Source organism: Algorimicrobium bowmanii, assembly GCF_054031195.1.
This window is the reverse complement of the sequence record NZ_CM132929.1, coordinates 854,203-873,117: the sequence shown is the minus strand read 5'-3', so window position 1 is coordinate 873,117 and position 18,915 is coordinate 854,203. Positions and strand designations below refer to the sequence as shown.

Annotated in this window: 19 protein-coding genes; 17 read left to right on the top strand and 2 right to left on the bottom strand. The window is 33.5% G+C overall.

The features are described from left to right. Positions 1 to 51: 51 nt before the first annotated feature. Positions 52 to 684 (bottom strand): Crp/Fnr family transcriptional regulator, encoded by a 633-nt coding sequence (locus tag ACW5R3_RS03790; protein WP_456578299.1) that lies wholly within the window; start codon positions 682 to 684, stop codon positions 52 to 54. A 150-nt stretch (positions 685 to 834) separates the two neighbouring features. On the opposite strand from ACW5R3_RS03790, the gene ACW5R3_RS03785 reads away from it, so the two are divergent. From ACW5R3_RS03785 to ACW5R3_RS03740, 10 genes are all read left to right on the top strand, one after another. Then, positions 835 to 1,170 carry an arsenosugar biosynthesis-associated peroxidase-like protein gene (locus ACW5R3_RS03785; RefSeq protein WP_456578298.1) on the top strand — a complete coding sequence of 112 codons (336 nt, stop codon included), beginning with the start codon at positions 835 to 837 and terminating at the stop codon, positions 1,168 to 1,170. Positions 1,171 to 1,197: 27 nt separating this feature from the next. Continuing rightward, the gene (gene arsS / locus ACW5R3_RS03780; protein WP_456578297.1) at positions 1,198 to 2,250 is read left to right on the top strand and encodes an arsenosugar biosynthesis radical SAM (seleno)protein ArsS; all 1,053 of its coding nucleotides are present in this window, start codon (positions 1,198 to 1,200) and stop codon (positions 2,248 to 2,250) included. A gap of 25 nt (positions 2,251 to 2,275) precedes the next feature. Further along, entirely contained in the window at positions 2,276 to 3,610 is a 1,335-nt protein-coding gene (locus tag ACW5R3_RS03775; RefSeq protein ID WP_456578296.1) for a sodium:solute symporter family transporter, read from the top strand. Beyond that, complete coding sequence (locus ACW5R3_RS03770; protein WP_456578295.1) at positions 3,595 to 4,422, top strand: metallophosphoesterase family protein; 828 nt, start codon at positions 3,595 to 3,597, stop codon at positions 4,420 to 4,422. The genes ACW5R3_RS03775 and ACW5R3_RS03770 overlap by 16 nt, the downstream gene beginning before the upstream one ends. Before the next feature lie 5 nt (positions 4,423 to 4,427). After that, positions 4,428 to 4,922 (top strand): rhodanese-like domain-containing protein, encoded by a 495-nt coding sequence (locus ACW5R3_RS03765; protein WP_456578294.1) that lies wholly within the window; start codon positions 4,428 to 4,430, stop codon positions 4,920 to 4,922. A gap of 14 nt (positions 4,923 to 4,936) precedes the next feature. Further along, a complete protein-coding gene (locus ACW5R3_RS03760) occupies positions 4,937 to 5,602 on the top strand; it encodes a TIGR04282 family arsenosugar biosynthesis glycosyltransferase (RefSeq protein WP_456578293.1) in 666 nt (221 codons plus the stop codon). A gap of 4 nt (positions 5,603 to 5,606) precedes the next feature. Next, a complete protein-coding gene (locus ACW5R3_RS03755; RefSeq protein ID WP_456578292.1) occupies positions 5,607 to 6,419 on the top strand; it encodes a purine-nucleoside phosphorylase in 813 nt (270 codons plus the stop codon). Between the two features lie 25 nt (positions 6,420 to 6,444). Next, positions 6,445 to 7,149 carry a DUF547 domain-containing protein gene (locus tag ACW5R3_RS03750; protein ID WP_456578291.1) on the top strand — a complete coding sequence of 235 codons (705 nt, stop codon included), beginning with the start codon at positions 6,445 to 6,447 and terminating at the stop codon, positions 7,147 to 7,149. Beyond that, a complete protein-coding gene (locus tag ACW5R3_RS03745) occupies positions 7,142 to 7,867 on the top strand; it encodes a TIGR04283 family arsenosugar biosynthesis glycosyltransferase (protein WP_456578290.1) in 726 nt (241 codons plus the stop codon). Before ACW5R3_RS03750 ends, ACW5R3_RS03745 begins: the two co-directional genes overlap by 8 nt. A 117-nt stretch (positions 7,868 to 7,984) precedes the next feature. Continuing rightward, the gene (locus ACW5R3_RS03740; protein ID WP_456578289.1) at positions 7,985 to 9,511 is read left to right on the top strand and encodes a carboxypeptidase-like regulatory domain-containing protein; all 1,527 of its coding nucleotides are present in this window, start codon (positions 7,985 to 7,987) and stop codon (positions 9,509 to 9,511) included. Positions 9,512 to 9,563: 52 nt separating this feature from the next. On the opposite strand, the gene ACW5R3_RS03735 is transcribed toward ACW5R3_RS03740, so the two are convergent. After that, entirely contained in the window at positions 9,564 to 10,571 is a 1,008-nt protein-coding gene (locus tag ACW5R3_RS03735) for a glycoside hydrolase family 113 (RefSeq protein WP_456578288.1), read from the bottom strand. Positions 10,572 to 10,664: 93 nt separating this feature from the next. Between ACW5R3_RS03735 and ACW5R3_RS03730 the strand changes: the two genes are divergently transcribed. The 7 genes from ACW5R3_RS03730 to ACW5R3_RS03700 all read left to right on the top strand — a co-directional run bounded on the left by ACW5R3_RS03730 (position 10,665) and on the right by ACW5R3_RS03700 (position 18,854). Beyond that, positions 10,665 to 11,963, top strand: coding sequence for an NAD(P)/FAD-dependent oxidoreductase (locus ACW5R3_RS03730; protein WP_456578287.1), 1,299 nt, complete (start codon positions 10,665 to 10,667; stop codon positions 11,961 to 11,963). A 25-nt stretch (positions 11,964 to 11,988) separates the two neighbouring features. Beyond that, on the top strand, positions 11,989 to 13,584 hold the full coding sequence (locus ACW5R3_RS03725) for a 4Fe-4S binding protein (RefSeq protein WP_456578286.1): 1,596 nt from the start codon (positions 11,989 to 11,991) through the stop codon (positions 13,582 to 13,584). 87 nt (positions 13,585 to 13,671) lie between these two features. After that, positions 13,672 to 14,364, top strand: coding sequence for a glycosyltransferase family 2 protein (locus tag ACW5R3_RS03720; RefSeq protein ID WP_456578285.1), 693 nt, complete (start codon positions 13,672 to 13,674; stop codon positions 14,362 to 14,364). Further along, positions 14,361 to 15,845 (top strand): cellulose synthase family protein, encoded by a 1,485-nt coding sequence (locus tag ACW5R3_RS03715; RefSeq protein WP_456578284.1) that lies wholly within the window; start codon positions 14,361 to 14,363, stop codon positions 15,843 to 15,845. Before ACW5R3_RS03720 ends, ACW5R3_RS03715 begins: the two co-directional genes overlap by 4 nt. An 84-nt stretch (positions 15,846 to 15,929) precedes the next feature. Then, a complete protein-coding gene (locus ACW5R3_RS03710) occupies positions 15,930 to 16,574 on the top strand; it encodes an SDR family oxidoreductase (RefSeq protein WP_456578283.1) in 645 nt (214 codons plus the stop codon). Positions 16,575 to 16,672: 98 nt separating this feature from the next. Continuing rightward, entirely contained in the window at positions 16,673 to 18,049 is a 1,377-nt protein-coding gene (locus tag ACW5R3_RS03705; protein ID WP_456578282.1) for a mannosyltransferase, read from the top strand. Further along, the gene (locus ACW5R3_RS03700) at positions 18,030 to 18,854 is read left to right on the top strand and encodes an alpha/beta hydrolase (protein ID WP_456578281.1); all 825 of its coding nucleotides are present in this window, start codon (positions 18,030 to 18,032) and stop codon (positions 18,852 to 18,854) included. The genes ACW5R3_RS03705 and ACW5R3_RS03700 overlap by 20 nt, the downstream gene beginning before the upstream one ends. Positions 18,855 to 18,915: the final 61 nt, after the last annotated feature.

Sequence of the window (18,915 nt, the reverse complement as noted above, 5' to 3'; positions counted from 1 at the left end):
CAAAAGTATGTTTTAATTTTAACCTGTTTGGTAACTAATGATACATTAGACCTATTGAGATTTAAGAATAATATGATTCCTGTGTAGTTCTACCTGCCCCATATTTTCTAACTTTTTAAGCAACCTTGAAATAACAACACGCGAGGTATGTAATTCATAAGCAATATCTTGATGCGTAGTATAAATTATATGATCGTCTGAAACACGTGCTTTTTCTTTTAAGTATTTGAATAGACGAGCATCCATTTTCAGAAACGCTATACTATCAATTGTATCTAGCATTTCATTAAGTCGGTTATGATAGCTTTCAAAAACAAAATTTCTCCAACTTTTATATTTAGCAGACCACTCCTCCATCTTTTCAATAGGAATCATAATCAACTCAGCATCGGTTTCTGCTATAGCTCGAATTTCGCTTTTTGTACGCCCTAAACAACATGTAAGAGTCATGGCACAAGTATCGCCTTTTTCTAAAAAATACAACAGTAATTCATCGCCATCATCGTCTTGTCGCAAAATTTTAATGGCACCATTTAACAGTAAAGGCATAGATTTAACAAAGGCACCTATTTCAATCAATACATCTCCTTCTTTAACTTGTTTTAAAATACCGACTTCATTAATTTCGGAAAGTAATTCTTTTTCAAAAAACTGACTATAATTGGCCGTAAGCACTTCTCTCATATTGTAAAAATTTCTATTGGCAATATAACCAATTTCATCTAGTTTTGTTTTGAAAAATATCTCACTGGTTTCTGTAATCTTTCATTTAGTACTCCGACTTAAAACCGTATATTCCATTTTTCACCTAACAAAACAAACAATTAATTTACCATGCAAAAAACATATTACGACCCAGCAGACCTTAAAAAATTCGGTAAAATATCGGAATGGAATGAAGAATTAGGCGCCAAGTTTTTCGAATATTATGGAAAGGTTTTTGAAGAGGGTGCTTTATCTGAGCGTGAAAAATCGCTCATTGCCCTTGCTGTATCGCACACCATTCAATGCCCTTACTGTATTGATGCCTACACAGGCGATGGCCTTCAACGCGGTATTACTAAAGAAGAAATGATGGAAGCTCTGCATGTAGCTGGAGCAATTCGAGGTGGCGCTACCTTGGTTCATGGCGTTCAAATGATGAATAAAGTAAATAAATTGGACCAATAAATTAATGTGATTAATCCCACTCCCTTTATGATTAAATCCTTAAAAAAACAGGAAAGCGCTTTAGCTGATAGTAATCGCCAAATTGAAATTCTTTCAAACGGCATTTTTAAGTCTGGAGAATTACCAACTTTTAAAAATAAAATTGCTGAGACTAATCAGTTTCCACTTAAAGCAAAAAAACTTGAGATACTTCAAATAAACGTTGGCTACATGTGCAATCAAGTTTGTACACATTGCCATGTGGATGCAGGCCCTGACCGAAAGGAAATCATGACACGTGAAACCATGCTACAATGTTTAGAGGTTATAAAAAACACAGAAGCACATACATTAGACCTAACGGGAGGCGCCCCAGAAATGAATCCTAATTTTAGATGGTTTGTTGAAGAAGCTGCAAAAGTTGGTGTTACCGATTTTATAGTTAGATCGAATTTAACCATTATCAGAGCTAATAAAAAATATTACGATTTACCGGAATTTTTTAAAAAACATAATGTTCATGTGGTTAGCTCGATGCCTCATTGGACACAAGGAAAAACAGATAAACAACGAGGCGATGGTGTTTTTGCAAAATCTATAAAAGCCTTACAAGAATTAAACGCTGTTGGTTACGGGATGCCAGGCAGTAATTTACGATTGGATTTAGTATACAATCCATCTGGTGCTTTTCTACCTGGAAACCAAGCTGCCATGGAAAAAGATTTCAAAAAAGCCCTTTTACAAGATTTCGACATACAGTTCCATAATTTATTTGCTATAACAAACTTACCAATAGCTCGTTTTTTAGATTATTTAATTGCGTCTGAAAATTATGAGGATTACATGTATAGTTTAGTAGAGGCTTACAATCCATCAGCAGTTAAAAACGTTATGTGTACAAATACGCTATCTATAAGTTGGGATGGCTATTTATATGACTGCGACTTTAATCAGATGCTAGAACTACCTGTTAACAGCCCTGTAAAACACATATCCGAATACAATAATGATTTGCTAGAAGGTAGAAATATCGTTATTTCACAACACTGTTATGGCTGTACTGCCGGAGCAGGAAGCAGTTGCCAAGGCAGCGTTGCTTAACAAACTCTAGTTTCACAATTATATTATGGATGTCATTAATTGGCAATGGAGTTTAATTATAGCTACAAGCCTTATTTTCTTTATAATTTCGCCTTGGGCAAAAACAACCAATCAGTTTTATAAAGCAGTACGCAATAAAAAAGCGCCAAGTACCTGGGTATTAACTGGGAGTCTAATTATTTCTTGGATTTTTGCCAAAAGCATTACCAATGCCGCTAATTTAGGTTTGGATTACGGCCTTGTCGGTGGCGTTGCCTACGCCGGTTATTACCTGTCTTTTGCAGTGGCAGGTGCACTAATTTACAATTTACGAACTAAAGGAGGCTACACAAGTATACATCAGTTTTTGAGTTCTAAATTTGGTAAAACAGCTATGCTAGTATTTTCTGTACTCATTGCCATCCGTTTGTTTAATGAAGTTTGGAGTAACACTATGGTAATAGGTAATTATTTTGGTGAAGTAGGATCACATTCCTACTACATATCCATAATTATATTTACCATTTTAACATTAACCTACGCCATAAAAGGTGGGCTAAGCAGTTCTATTTTCACGGATATCATTCAAATGGTTTTATTTTCAATCCTGTTAATTATTATTCTTTGGAATGTTTTTTCGGTTGAAAATTTCACTATAAAACAAGTACTTAATTCCGGAACTTGGAGTTTTGATTTGGGGCTAAACTTATTTTTCGCAGCTATCATACAATCATTTAGCTACCCATTTCACGATCCCGTTTTAACCGACCGCGCTTTTATTAGCTCACCTAAAACAACTCGAAAAAGTTTTTTTATCGCCAGTGTTTTAGGGGCTTTATGCATTGTTCTTTTTAGTATTGTTGGCATATTTGCACAATCCGAAGGACTTACCGGACAAGCTGCCGTTGAAGTAGGCAAAGCATTCGGAATTGTCATATTATTGGTTATAAATTTTATCATGATAACCTCAGCAGCTTCCACATTAGACTCTACTTTTTCATCCTTTTCAAAATTATTAGCCATCGACTTAAAATTAGGAGAAAATCTAACTTTTGGTCGCATTTCTATGGTTGCTATTGCTATTTTAGGAACACTTCCTGTCTTTTTTGATTCTGAAATATTATCGGCAACTACCATTTCAGGCACTATGGTTATCGGGCTTACACCAGTTTTCTTATTTTGGAAACATAAAACACCGGCAATAAGTTTCTATTTAAGTGTAACTTGTGGCTTACTTTTTGGAGTAATTCTATTATTAGGAATTTTTCCGAAAGAATTAATTTTCACTGAAGGCAAATACGCCGATTTACTCTGGATAAACGTTTGGGGCGTATTGATTTGTATTATAATATATTTATTACCAAAATGGCTACAGAAATAAAACATATAGGGAATATATCAGGGCAGACACTATTATTTGGAGGTGTATATAGCAACCTTCAAGCTTTGGAAGCTATTAAGCAAGTAGCCGAAAAACACAACATACCTGCTAGTAATTGCATATGTACTGGCGACATTATTGGTTATTGTGCACAACCAGAAGAAACGATAACGTTTTTCAAATCATGGAACCCCAGAAGTATTTTAGGAAATGTTGAAATTCAGTTAATAGAAGGAAGTACTAATTGTGGTTGTAATTTTGAAGAAGGATCACGATGTGACAGCCTTTCTCAGCAATGGTATTTGTTTGCAAAAAACAAGCTCTCAGAAAATTCAATTACTTACTTGAAAACATTACCTGAACATTTACAATTTACGTTTGCCAATAAAAATATAACTGTTGTACATGGCTCTGCAACTAATACTTCCGAATTTATTTTTAAATCGACACCTTGGGAAAAGAAACGTCCAAGTTTCGAACTCACAAACAGCCAAGTTGTTATAGCAGGTCATTGTGGTCTACCATTTTACAGTAAAAACGCTGATAACATCTGGTTAAACCCGGGCGTTATTGGTATGCCTGCAAATAATGGTGAACCAAGTGTCTGGTATGCCATTTTAGATGATAGTAACTCGCAGTTCACTTTTCAGTTTTATAGTCTTGATTACGATTACCAACTAGCAAGCCAACTGATGCTGAAAAATAGCTTACCAAAATCCTATGCCAACACACTAAAAACAGGACTTTGGGACAATATGGATATATTACCAAGCTCTGAACAGCAACAAAAAGGATTAGCCATTAATTTTTAAATACCATGAAGCAACTCCTTTTTATTCTAATTTGTTTCCTTTCAGTTACAACCAACGCACAAGACTCCTTATCTCGTTTATTGAGTAGGTATAACAATAACAAAACACCTTATATATTGGTTGAGGAATTAGCAAATTCAAAAGCCAATTATTATATTTTAGATGCGCGTGAACAAGAAGAGTACAATGTGAGTCATTTAAAAGATGCTTTTTATGTTGGTTATAAAAACTTCAAACTAAAAAACATCATAGAAAACATCTCGAATAAAAACGACACCATTGTTGTTTATTGCTCATTAGGAGTTCGGTCTGAAAAAATTGCAAATCAATTAAAAAATGCAGGCTATTCGGTTGTTTACAATTTATATGGTGGTATTTTTGAATGGAAAAATGCCGATTTACCCGTCTATAATTTAAAAAACAAAGAAACCGATAGCATACATGCCTTTTCAAAAACATGGGACAAATGGTTAACAAAAGGCATAAAAGTTTATAATTAGAATTTATTCGAAAAATGGGAATTTTATCAAACAACAACACTAGTGATGCTGCGGATCAATCAGCTGATTTTTATTTTCCAACATCAAAAAAAGCGCTTATTATTTTCACTAGAAATCCCAAACTAGGAACTTGCAAAACCCGCTTAGCTAAAACTATTGGAGATGAAGCTGCTTTAAATATTTATAAGCATTTATTAAGTCACACCGCTGAAACAGCCAGTCAAGTCTCTGTAGATCGCTTTGTTTTTTATTCTGAAACCATACAGAAAAACGATTTATGGGATTCTGATATTTTCAAGAAAAAACTTCAAAAAGGTACCGACTTAGGTGAACGTATGGAAAATGCCTTCGCCGAATTATTTCGACTTGGTTACGAAAAAGTGGTTATAATTGGCAGTGATTTATTAGATTTAAATGCTCAAATTATATCGGAAGGATTCCAAAAACTGGAGGAAAACGATTGTGTTTTAGGACCTGCGGAAGACGGTGGTTATTACCTTTTTGGCATGAAGCAACTAAACCCTAAAGTATTTAAAAACAAACAATGGGGAACAGATACTGTTTTAAATCACACTATAAAAGATTTAGAGAACACAAAATACCACTTATTAAAAACATTAAATGACATTGATACTTTTGATGATATTAAAAATATCGAATCATTAAAAAAATACTACTAGAGCTATGATTAAATTTATTACAGAAACAACTGAATACTTACAAAGTAAAGGCTTTGAAAATCCAGAGTTAGGTATCATACTAGGAACCGGACTTGGTAAACTAATTGACGATATAGAAATTATCACGGAGGTTAGCTACAACCATATTCCAAATTTTCCGACAGCTACTGTAGAGTTTCATAAAGGGAAACTTATTTACGGTGTGTTAGCTGGGAAGAAAGTTGTTGTTATGCAAGGTCGTTTTCATATTTACGAAGGCTACTCGCTTCAAGATGTAACCTACCCAGTTCGCGTTATGAAACAACTAGGAATAAAAACTCTTTTAGTGTCTAATGCTTCTGGTGCTATTAATTTAGATTTCAAAAAAGGGGAACTCATGCTAATTGACGACCATATTAATCTTCAAGGCAGTTCACCGCTAGCGTTTAGAGGTGTTGAGCAGTTAGGAGAACGCTTTACAGATATGAGCGCTCCCTATGATGCCGAAATTAACAACAAGTTTGAAGCCATAGCTAAAGCAAATAACATTCCTTTACATAAAGGTGTGTATGCTAGTGTTGTTGGACCTCAGTTAGAAACACGTGCTGAGTACAGAATGTTAAAGATAATTGGTGCTGATGCTGTAGGAATGAGTACCGTCCCTGAAATTATTGTTGCCAATCATTTAAAATTAAAAGTAGCTGCGGTGTCAGTTTTAACGGATGAATGCGACCCAAATAATCTGAAACCTGTAGATATTTCTGAAATTATAGAAATGGCTGGTAAAGCAGAACCACATATGATTACGCTTTTTAAAGAATTAATAAAATCACTTTAGCGTAATTCATAATAAAATAGACATTATGAAAAGCAGCACCTTTATTCTAACCTTTGTTTGTACCTTAAGTTTATCTGTATTCTCTCAGAAAGTAAATCATGATATTTGGAATTCATTTCTCCAAAAACAAGTAACAAATACAGGTGCTGTTAATTATAAATCTATTAAAGAAAATCCGGAGCAATTAAACTTATATCTCCAGGAATTTAAGAAAACGGTGCCAAATAAAAACTGGACTAAAAACGATGTTTTAGCATATTGGATTAATGCATACAATGCTTTCACAATAAAACTCATTATAGACAACTATCCCGTTTCAAGCATAAAAGACATAAAAAAACCATGGGATCAAGAATTTATTGTAATAAATAACAAAACGGTATCATTAAACTATATAGAGCATACTGTTCTTCGTAAAATGAACGAACCACGAATACATTTTGCCATTGTTTGTGCATCAGCATCCTGTCCTAAATTACAAAACAAAGCCTATTTCCCTGAAACGTTAAACACTCAATTAACAGCGGCCACAGAAGCATTTCTCGCTGATGACTCCAAGAATACCATTAAAAATAAAGAAGTGGAATTATCTAAAATTTTTAAATGGTTTTCAAAAGATTTTAAAGAGCAAGGAAGTTTAATTAGCTTTTTAAACACCTATTCAAATATAAAGATAGCATCGGATGCTAAAATAGATTACAAAGATTATAGTTGGGAATTAAATGACTAATCGGATTTCAATTATTATCCCCATGTTTAATGAAGCTAATAACATAGCTTCGGTTTTAAAACATCTAATTAAAAATACGGACTCCAAGAACATTGCTGAAATATTAGTGGTAGATGGCGGTAGTACGGATGGCTCTCAACATAATGTAAACACTATTATTAATAGACTTAAAACAAAAAAAAACATCCCGAATCTATCCCTATTAAAAGCTTCTAAAGGGAGAGCTAAACAAATGAATTATGGCGTAAAACATGCCACGGGATCCATTCTATATTTTTTACACGCCGATTCATACCCACCTACAAACTTTGACCAGTTAATCATAAATAAGGTTGTTGAAGGTAAATTTGCAGGTTGTTTTCGTTTGCAGTTTAATAGTAACCATTGGTGGCTTCAATTAGCTGGATGGTTAACTCAATTCTCATGGCGCGCTAGTCGTGGTGGCGATCAAAGTCAGTTTATTACCAAAAAACTATTTGATGAAATTGGTGGTTTTGATGAAGCTTATATAATTTATGAAGACAACATACTAATAAATGAACTCTACAAAAGAAATCAGTTTGTTGTAATTCAACAAAAAATTACAACCTCAGCAAGACTCTATCAGAAACGAGGTATTTGGAAACTACAATTTCATTTTTGGGCTATTTATATAAAGAAATGGCTTGGCGCTTCACCACAAGACCTTTACACCTACTACAAAAAACACATTTCATAAAAACCTGATTTCATATACATTACATGTTAAAGTTTCGATAAAACGTACTTAACAAATCTATAAAATGTAAGCGCAAGACTTTAGAAAAGAATACTTTTCAAATCTAAACCAAACCATATGAAATCAATCAAATTTATTTTTGCTACTTGCTGTTTACTGACAGTTTCAGCAAAAGCACAGCAAACCATTTCGGCAAAAATTGTCGATTCAACAAAGCAAGAACCAATTCCATTTGCAACTATTACTATCGATGACAAAACTGGTGTTATTAGTAATGACAAAGGCGAATTTAACATCACGATTAATCGGGAAGTTTCCAAAACAGACACCCTTTACATTAGTTGTTTAGGATATGAACAGAAGCAATTTGCTATTCAGAGTTTCACCGATAGTATCATTCCGCTCAATGCTAAAAACATAGATTTAGAAGAGGTATTAATTACAAACAAAAACTATACAATAGATGAAATTTTAGAAAAAACAAAAGCCGGATTAAAAACGAATTACGATTTCAGTTACGCCAAACGTAAATTATTTTTCAGAGAATCCTATTATACCAAAATGGTTAAAACTGATGTTGACATTGATAAATCGACAATACCAGAATTCAACCAAGCATTTGTAGACAGTATCTTGTCATCGGTTCCTAAAAACACCAACAATCACACAGAAGTTTTAGGTGAAATGTACGGTAAGATGAATAGTCTAACTCCTCAAAAACTTAGCATCCTAAAAGCTTCCCGTTTATTTGATAAAGAAAGTGAAATAACCTTTGAAAACTACGAGAAACGCTTTAACGAAATTATTAGAAAACATGTAAAGCGTGATTCCTATTTTAAAATAAAATCGGGATGGTTCGGTACTAAAGAAGAAATTGATTCCTCATTTTTTAAGGATGAAAACGTAAATAAAGAAACGGCCGAATTTATAGAGAAGAAAAAAGAACTTGAAGCCAAACGCAAAGCAAATTTTTTAAGCTGGCGCAAATACTCTATTAATGATTTTTCTAATGCCACTTTTTTAGAAGAAGATACCGACTTGAACTTCATTGAAAAATCTAGGCGTTACGAATTTGAAATACAGGACTACACTTATTTTAATGATGCATTTGTATACACCATAACTTTCAGACCTAAACGAAGTGAAGATTTCCAAGGCACGCTTTATATTAACACTGAAGATTTCGCCATTGTTCGTGTAGATTTTCAAAACGTAAAGCCGCTACGAGATTTAAGTTTATTGGGAATTTCGGTTAAAGATTACCTTAAAGCTGGGACTATAATTTTTCAAAAAAACAACAATAACAAATACGCCTTAAAATATGCCGATGCTACTTATGGGCAGGAGGTTGGAATAAAACGACCATTAAAAATTATTGAAAAAAACAAAAACGTAAAAGGCAGACGTAAGCAAAATGAATTAGCTGCCGATATTCATTTCATTGTTAAAAATATTGAGAAGAAAGAATTAATTGTTTTTGAAACTTCACAGATTACAGAAACAAACTTTAATGATTTTGAAGAAATTCCTGACACCTCTCCAACCTACCTTCCTGCTTACGATCCAGAATTCTGGAAAGGATACAATATTATAGAACCTAATCAGGCTTTAAAGGATTTTAAGGTGATTGAAAAAACGGACTAATATTCAGCTTTAAATTTACATAACGCGTATTTTAATTCTAGAATACGCGTTTTTATATGTTATTAAAATACTGACTAATTATTGTTTCCGCAGGTTTATTTTGTGGTGTAAAACGATTATTTAAAGAACCGCCACTTGTTTTATGATTATGAAACCATTTCCAAACAAAACCTCCCGCAAACCATGATTTGTCCCAAAACACATTAAATAAAGCTTCTGTAGCATTAGCTTGCGCTTGTAAATTAATAGATGTTTCTTTATTTGAACTATCCCAAGGTTCCTTTCCAGAGTAATCCATGCTTCTATAGCCAAACTCCGTAAACAAAATTGGAGCATCATAGCGTTCAGAGACCATTTGTATTTCTTTTAAATGAGAATTCCATCCCGCTATACAGGCTTCCACACTTGGTGTTTTATTATCACTAACAGGAAAATAAGCATCTATTCCTACATAATCTAAAGTTCCCCAAAATGGCGTCCGTTTATATTCATCCCAATTAGCTGCATAAGTAAGTTTACCTTTGTACACTTGCCTGATATCGGAAATAAGTTTAAACCAAAATTCGGGTCTATGGGCAATAAATTGTTCCAACTCCGTACCAATACAAAACAAGGGGACGTTTTTATCTTCTGCTAGCTTAGCAAAATCTAATATAAAATTGGAATACGTTTGCTCCAGTTCTTGCCAAGCACTTTCGGAGGACATTTTAATATATCCTGTATACTCACCTCGCCACACCCAAATTTGAGGTTTCAACATAACATCTACTCCTGCTGCATTTAACACATCTATGTATTGAGATATACCAACCATTGTTTCGCCATACCATTGCTTTTTCTCGTTATAAACAAGTTTTGGGTGTTGCAAGTTTTTAATAAAACCAAAAGGCATAATAGCAGCATAATTAGCTTGTATATTGGTTACTGGCTTTACACTAACAGCGGAAATAGAATCTCTAGAAGCTACGAAACTCACACCGTTTATTTTACCTTCACTTTTTGTAGATACAGCACACGAACAAAACATTAAAATCAAAAAACCTACTAAACACTTTTCCATAACCGAATAAATATCTCTAAATTTAAACAAATTGCACAAAAAACATTAAGGTTATTTATAAACCTGCGACCAAGTAGTCATTAAAACCATTTTATGGAACACGTTGTTATTATAGGAAACGGAATTAGCGGTGTTACTGCTGCGCGACATATTCGAAAAAACTCGCAAAACAGACTCACTATTATTTCCGCTGAAACTGAGCATTTTTTCTCTCGTACTGCCCTGATGTACATTTACATGGGACATATGAAATATGAACATACAAAACCTTATGAAGATTGGTTTTGGAAGAAAAACCGCATCGAACTTAAATCAGGATTTGTTAGCAAAGTTGATACCGAAGCAAAAACACTTCACTTTATTGAAGGAGACAGTCTTAATTATGACAAATTAATAATAGCAACAGGTAGTAAACCAAATAAATTTGGCTGGCCTGGTCAAGACCTTGAGGGTGTTCAAGGCTTATATAGCAAACAAGATTTAGATAATTTAGAAGTTTACGCTCCTAATAATATCGTTTGTAAACGTGCTGTTATTATCGGTGGTGGTCTAATTGGTATAGAATTAGCTGAGATGCTTAGGAGTCGAAATATTCCGGTTACTTTTTTAGTTAGAGAAAATAGTTTCTGGAAAAGTGTACTTCCTGAAGGTGAAAGCCAACTTATTAATCAAGAGATAAAGAAACATGGTATTGACTTACGTTTAAGTAGTAATTTAAAAGAAATCAAATCGGATGAAAATGGTCGTGTAAAATCGATTATAATAGCTGAATCAGGTGAAGAAATCCCTACTAATTTTGTGGGCTTAACAGCCGGTGTAACACCTAATATAGCATTTCTAAAAAGCAGCAATATAAACACAAACAAAGGTGTTCTAGTTAACAGACATTTAGAAACAAATATCCCAGATATTTATGCCATTGGAGATTGTGCAGAACAGCATGAAGCTATTGGCAATAGGCGCCCTATTGAAGCCGTTTGGTATACCGGCCGCATGATGGGTGAAGTTGTAGCACAAACAATTTGCGGCAACCCTATGCAATACAATCCTGGACATTGGTTTAATTCAGCTAAATTTTTCGATGTAGAGTATCAAACCTATGGATGGGTCTTTTCAAAACCTTTAGAAAACCATGCACACTTTCATTGGATGCATGAAAAAGAAGACAAATGTATTACTATAGAGTACAATTTTATTACGCAAGAATTTAAAGGTATAAACACCTTTGGTATTCGTATGCGTCATGAGGTTTTTGATACTTGGCTTACAGAAAAACGCTCTATCGATTTTGTTATAACTAACCTTAAAAAAGCAAATTTCGATCCTGAGTTTTTTAAGCATTACGAATTAGATATTCAAAAACAATTCAAAGAACAACTACAAACCGTTTAAGTTACATTCCCATATATTCAAAAAAATGAGTCATAAATCAAATCATAGTTTATCATTAGCAAAACCAGATGCTTACCACACATCTCCTAAGCAAAAAGTTTTTTTTACTATTGGTATTACGGGCTTCTTTATGCTAGTATTAGCATTATTTAATGTGAGTGCTACATCAGGTTGGATGCTTACAGCAGCCCTTTCGTTAATAACCTTAGGTATTGGGGGTTTTGCTACAGATGCTTACCTAAACAAGCCTAAAGGGATAAAAAATGATGGCGTTTGGTTTAAGTCTATTTCATCCAAAGGCTTATGGGGCTGGGCAACAGGAATTATTTTAACCTTATTCTACATTGTATTATACTTTTACCCTCACCTATTAGGATTAGGGCAAGATGGAGCAAAAAACACAGGATTAATAGCCTTATTTAACCCTTTAAGCAGACTTTTAAATGGCGGCCCTGCTAGCCAATGGTTTGTTTATGGAACCCTTTACACCTTAGCAATTTTAGTTTTTGGCTATAAGTTTTTATTAAAATACAGACACAACCGTTACGAACAACTACGAACTTATTCAGTTATGTTTTTCCAACTTGGTTTTGCCTTTTTAATACCTGAATTTATGTCCCGTTTAAATTCAGAGAATTTCAGTTTACCCTATTATGATTTAAAAAATATCTGGCCTTTAAACTACTATAATTTTGAGCAATACCGTGTAGATTCACTTATTAGTGCTGGAGATATTGGACTTGGAATTTTAATTTTTGGTGTAGCCTCTATATTTATTATTACACCAATTTTAACTTTTAAGTATGGTAAACGATGGTATTGCTCATGGGTTTGTGGCTGTGGTGGACTTGCGGAAACAGCGGGAGACCCTTTCCGTCAATTAAGTGATAAGCGACAAGCTGCTTGGAAAATTGAACGCTGGGTTGTGCATAGCGTATTAGTATTTGTAGTTTTAATGACTACGGCTGTTATTTATACCTATATAGGCTATGATGCCGATAAATATTGGTTAACAAAAGATATATTCCTTTTATTAGTCGCAGGTTTCTTAACCTTAATATTTACGCTAGTTATGGTATACAAACGTCATGAATTGGGTAAAGATGCACGCTATGGCGCAATTGGATATTTTGTAATTATCATGTTTTTAATTGGGTTACACTACTTTACAAACGGCACCAAACTCTTTTTATTTGAAGCTGAAACCCTACGTTCATCTTACGGATTTTTAATTGGCTCCATATTCTCAGGGGTTATAGGAACAGGTTTTTATCCTATTTTTGGAAATCGTGTTTGGTGTCGTTTTGGTTGTCCTATGGCTGCTATATTAGGCTTTCAACAACGTCTATTTTCTAAATTCAGAATTACAACTAATGGCGGACAGTGTATTTCATGCGGTAATTGTTCTACCTATTGCGAAATGGGTATAGACGTACGTGCTTACGCTCAAAAAGGTGAAAACATAGTCCGATCAAGCTGTGTAGGATGTGGTATCTGTAGTGCTGTGTGTCCGCGAGGAGTTTTAAAGTTAGAAAACGACAGTATGAAAGGGCGTATCAACCCAAAGGATGTTCTATTAGGAAATGATGTTGATTTAATGGATTTAGTGAATCAGAAATAAACTCACAAAAGACTTAACACCCTTATTTTTAGCTACTTTACAAACAAGCTAAAAAACGTACTTTTGCATCTTTAAACGAAAAATTAAATGCCCAATATAAAAGTCATTATTCCTGCTTATAACGAAGCTGAATCGATACCGCTAGTTATAAAAGACATTCCGAAAATTGTTAGCGAAATTATTGTTGTAAGCAATAATTCTACCGATGCAACGGAGCAACAAGCAAAACAAGCCGGAGCTACTGTATTAAAAGAAAACAGAAAAGGCTACGGATACGCTTGCCTTAAAGGCATGTCTTATATTGCGGAACAAACAGAGAAACCAGATATTATTGTATTCTTAGATGGAGATTATAGCGACTTCCCTGAAGAACTGACTCAAATAGTACAACCTATAATAACAGGAACAGTAGATTTTGTTGTAGGTGCGCGTTGTAAAGAACACCGCGAAAAAGGTTCTATGACTTTACCTCAAATTTTTGGAAATTGGTTAGCAACCTCACTAATGCGTTTTATGTTTGGTTCTAAATTCACCGATTTAGGCCCCTTCAGAGCAATAACTTATAATCAGTTGCTAGCTTTAAACATGGAAGACAAAACTTATGGTTGGACTGTTGAAATGCAACTAAAAGTTTTGAAACGTAAAATTTCATACGCAGAAATCCCTGTACATTACAGAAACCGCATAGGCGTTTCTAAAGTTTCGGGAACTGTAAAAGGCGCTGTTTTTGCTGGGTTTAAAATATTAGGATGGATTTTTAAATACGGATTCAAAAAATGATTTTAGAAATAATTACCATCACTGTTTACTCATTAGCACTCCTGTTAATATTTATGTACGCCTTAGCGCAGCTTAATTTATTATTTAATTATTTGGCGGCACATAGAAAGGTTGATAAGTCACCAAAATTTAACCTTTCAAACCCATCAGAAGTTCCTTTTGTTACAATACAACTCCCCATTTTTAACGAACTATATGTGGTAGAACGCTTACTTGAGAATATAGCTAAAATAACCTATCCGACCGATAAATTAGAAATACAAGTTTTAGATGATTCTACGGATGAATCGTATGATATTACAGCAAAACTTATTGCTGAACTTCAAAAAACGGGGCTTAACATTCAGCACATACACCGAACGGACAGAACGGGTTTTAAAGCCGGAGCATTGAAGGAAGGCTTAAAAATAGCCAAAGGTGAATTTATTGTTATTTTCGATGCCGATTTCCTTCCAAAACCCAATTGGCTTTTAGAAACCATACCCTATTTTAAAGATCCTAAAATAGGTGTTGTTCAAACTCGCTGGGGTCATATCAATCGCGATTATTCCATTCTTACAAAAATACAAGCCTTTGCTCTAGATGCACATTTCACCCTAGAACAAACAGGAAGAAATACCAAAGCCCATTTTATTAACTTTAATGGGACTGCAGGAGTATGGCGCAAATCGTGTATCATAGATGCTGGAAATTGGGAAGGAGACACCTTAACCGAGGATTTAGATTTAAGTTACCGCGCACAATTAAAAAACTGGAAATTTAAATATTTAGAACATGTAGAAACACCTGCTGAACTTCCCATTATAATAAGCGCAGCAAGGTCACAACAATTTAGATGGAATAAAGGTGGTGCGGAGAATTTCCAAAAAATGTTTTTCCGAATTTTAAAAAGTAAAAACATCGCTACTAAAACAAAGATTCACGGCTTTTTACATTTACTAAACAGCAGTATGTTTTTAAGTATTTTGGTAGTAGCTATTCTTAGCGTCCCTATGCTATACATTAAGCATGAAAATGAAACACTTAAAATGTATTTCTATGCCACTAGTTTTTTTGTTATAAGTTCTGTAATCTTCTTTATATGTTATTGGGTTATTTATAAACGCATACATGGCTCTGGAATAAAAAATTTCTTACAATATATTGTGATGTTTTTTACTTTTTTCTCCATAGCTATGGGGTTTTCTTTACAAAATACCATAGCAGTAATGGAAGGGCACTTTCGTAAAAAAAGTGAATTTGTAAGGACCCCAAAATTTAATATCAAAACGTTTAAAGACTCCTGGAAAAACAGTATTTATATTAAGAAGAAAATATCTATCAACGTTGTTTTTGAAGGTTTACTAATGCTTTATTTTGCCTTTGGTATGTACAGTGCTTTTATTGTTGGAAATGAAGGTGGCGATTTTGGTTTATTCCCTTTCCATTTCATGCTGTTTATTGGGTTTGGATTTGTATTTGTTAAATCGGTTAGAAATTAATTCTCAGCTACAAACAGACTATTAAAGTAACGTTAAACCCCGTTAATTATTTGTCAACACGCTAACTACTTGTTATATTAAGATATGGAAAATATTTTAGTAGCAGGTGCACACGGCACCACAGGAAAAAAAATAATTAATCTTTTAAACGAATCGCAATATTTCAACCCAATTGCTATGGTAAGGAAAGAGGAACAGGTTTCTTTTTTCAAAGCTAAAAATATTGACACTGTTTTGGCCGATTTAGAAAACGACATTTCTCCAGCTTTTGAAAAGGCGGTAGATAAGGTTATTTTCGCCGCTGGCTCTGGAGGAAAAAAAGTTATTGCTGTAGATCAAGAAGGAGCTAAAAAACTAATAGATGCTTCTAAAAACAATCAGGTTAAAAAATTTGTAATGTTAAGTTCTATGGGAGCTGATAACCCTGAAGAAGCACCCGAATTACAGGACTACCTGAAAGCTAAACACAAAGCAGATCAACACTTAATGTCAAGTGGATTAAATTACACCATAGTAAGACCCGGCTCTTTAACTAATGAAGCTTTATTAAATAAAATAGAATTAGAAACTAAATTGAATAAGCGTGGCGAAATAAGCAGAAATGATGTTGCTCAAACATTAGTTAGAACACTAAATGATGATGTTGCAAACCGAGAAACTTTCGAAATTATAAAAGGCGACACCTTAATAGCGGATGCCTTGAATAAAGTTTCTGAAATTACTGCTTAACAAAAGAGTTTGCTTTTGTAAGTATCTATAAAAATCAACTACTTACTAGTTGATTTTTTTTTTGTTTTTAAACCTAATTGAAACTGTATATTTACACAATGCAAAACCAAACTTTTATTAAATACTATAAATTTCAAATACTACTCGCTCTATCTAGCGTCTTATTTTATTTTAGTTTTGCTTACAACCTTGAGCGGACAGATAGCACCAAGCTAATCATGCTGTATGCTGCACTATTTATTGTATTCTATAAATTAATACAATTAACTAAGCATCATACGCAGTTTTTAACCTGGTTAGCATTTATATTTCGAGCTATTTTTATTTTAGCTATCCCTAATTTATCACAAGACTTCTACCGATTTATTTGGGATGGACGTATGATTTTAGAAGGATTCAACCCTTACTTATATACCCCAGAATCTTTTATATCTCAAGACAGCTTTCCAGTATTTCAAGCTCAAGAACTCTATAACGGAATGGGAGCTTTAAACGCTAGTCATTTTACAAATTACCCTCCATTAAATCAATTCTGTTTTGTAATAGCAGGCCTATTTGGCGGAACAAGTATTTTAAGCTCTGTAGTAGTCCTACGTATATTAATAATAGCGGCTGATTTTGGGACGTTAATTTTTGGAAAAAAATTATTAAAAGCATTAAAGCTTCCAGAGCATTTAATTTTCTGGTATATATTAAACCCTTTTATAATCATCGAACTTACAGGAAACTTACACTTTGAAGGGGTTATGCTTTTCTTTTTAATATGGAGTATTTATTTATTAGAGAAAGGAAAATGGCAGTTATCAGCAGTTATTTTTGCCTGTTCAATTTCAGTAAAACTCATACCGCTTCTGTTTTTACCACTTTTAATCCCGAAATTTATTTTAAACGACAATAAGGAATCCATACTTCAGAAAACAAAACGGGTTGGATTGTTTTATACGATTATTGGTATTGTAACACTAGGTCTCTTTTTACCATTTTATTCTGCAGAATTCTTAACCAATTACACAAGCACCGTAGCTTTATGGTTTCAGAATTTTGAATTTAATGCAAGTATATACTATCTATTCCGCGAATTAGGATATTGGATTTCAGGATACAACCAAATTGCTATAATTGGGAAACTCACAGCCGCATTTATATTTTTCTTTGTGATAGCTTTGACTATTATTAAAAAACCCAAACACACAAAACAACTCTTAGCTGTAATGCTTATAGCGCTCAGTGTATATTATTTTACAGCCACAACTGTTCATCCTTGGTATGTATCTACTCTACTTCTCCTTGGAATTTACACAAACTATAAGTTTCCAATAGTATGGAGTTTTATGATTATTTTCAGCTACTTAGCCTATGCTAATTCTTCAAATTCTGAAAACCTACTTATAATTGCCTTGGAATATATTGTAGTTTTTAGTGTATTTTTACATGACATCTATAAACAAAAACAAATTGAGCATAAACTTTCCTAAACTTTTCAGGCGCCTATTACGCATAATTGCTGTACTCTTTACGGTTTACTTAATTTCTTTAATTTTTGTTTATTTTAAACAAGAACGCTTTTTTTTCAACCCAAAACACTTAGATAAAAGTTATACTTTTCAATTTAATGAATCGTTTGAAGAACTTGATATACCTGTTTCGGAAACGGTTTCACTGAACGCCCTTCTATTTAAGACAACTCAAACAAAAAAAGGGATTATAATTTACTATCACGGCAATGCAGGTGCTATTCATGATTGGGGAAAACGCGCACCACTATATCTTGATAACGGTTATGATATTTTATTTTTTGATTATCGTGGTTACGGTAAAAGTGATGGTTCATACTCAAAAGCCGAAGAATTATTAACAGATGGCCAAGCTGTATATAATTATATAAAGCAGGGCTATTCTGAAGAAAACATCATCATTTTAGGATACTCTTTAGGATCTGGGGTAGCTGGATATGTCGCTTCTAATAACAACCCGAAACAATTAATATTAAATGCCCCTTATTATTCTTGGAAAACACTTATCTCTGAAGAAATTGCACCGCCAATTCCTACTTTCTTAATAAAATATGACATTCCCACCTATAGCTATATTGAGCACATAAAATGTCCGATCACTATTTTTTATGGTACACGAGATTTTTTGATAAGCCCTGAAACTAATGCTAAAAAACTAAAACAAATAGCACCTAATAAGATTACGTTAATTCCAATTATCGATGCGGGCCATAATGGTTTACATATTACTAAAACTTATTATGATAAATTACAAGAGCTATTTTAAAGACTATTTTAAATAAAAAAAGCAACCGAATATTACATTCAATTGCTTTTACTAAATAATA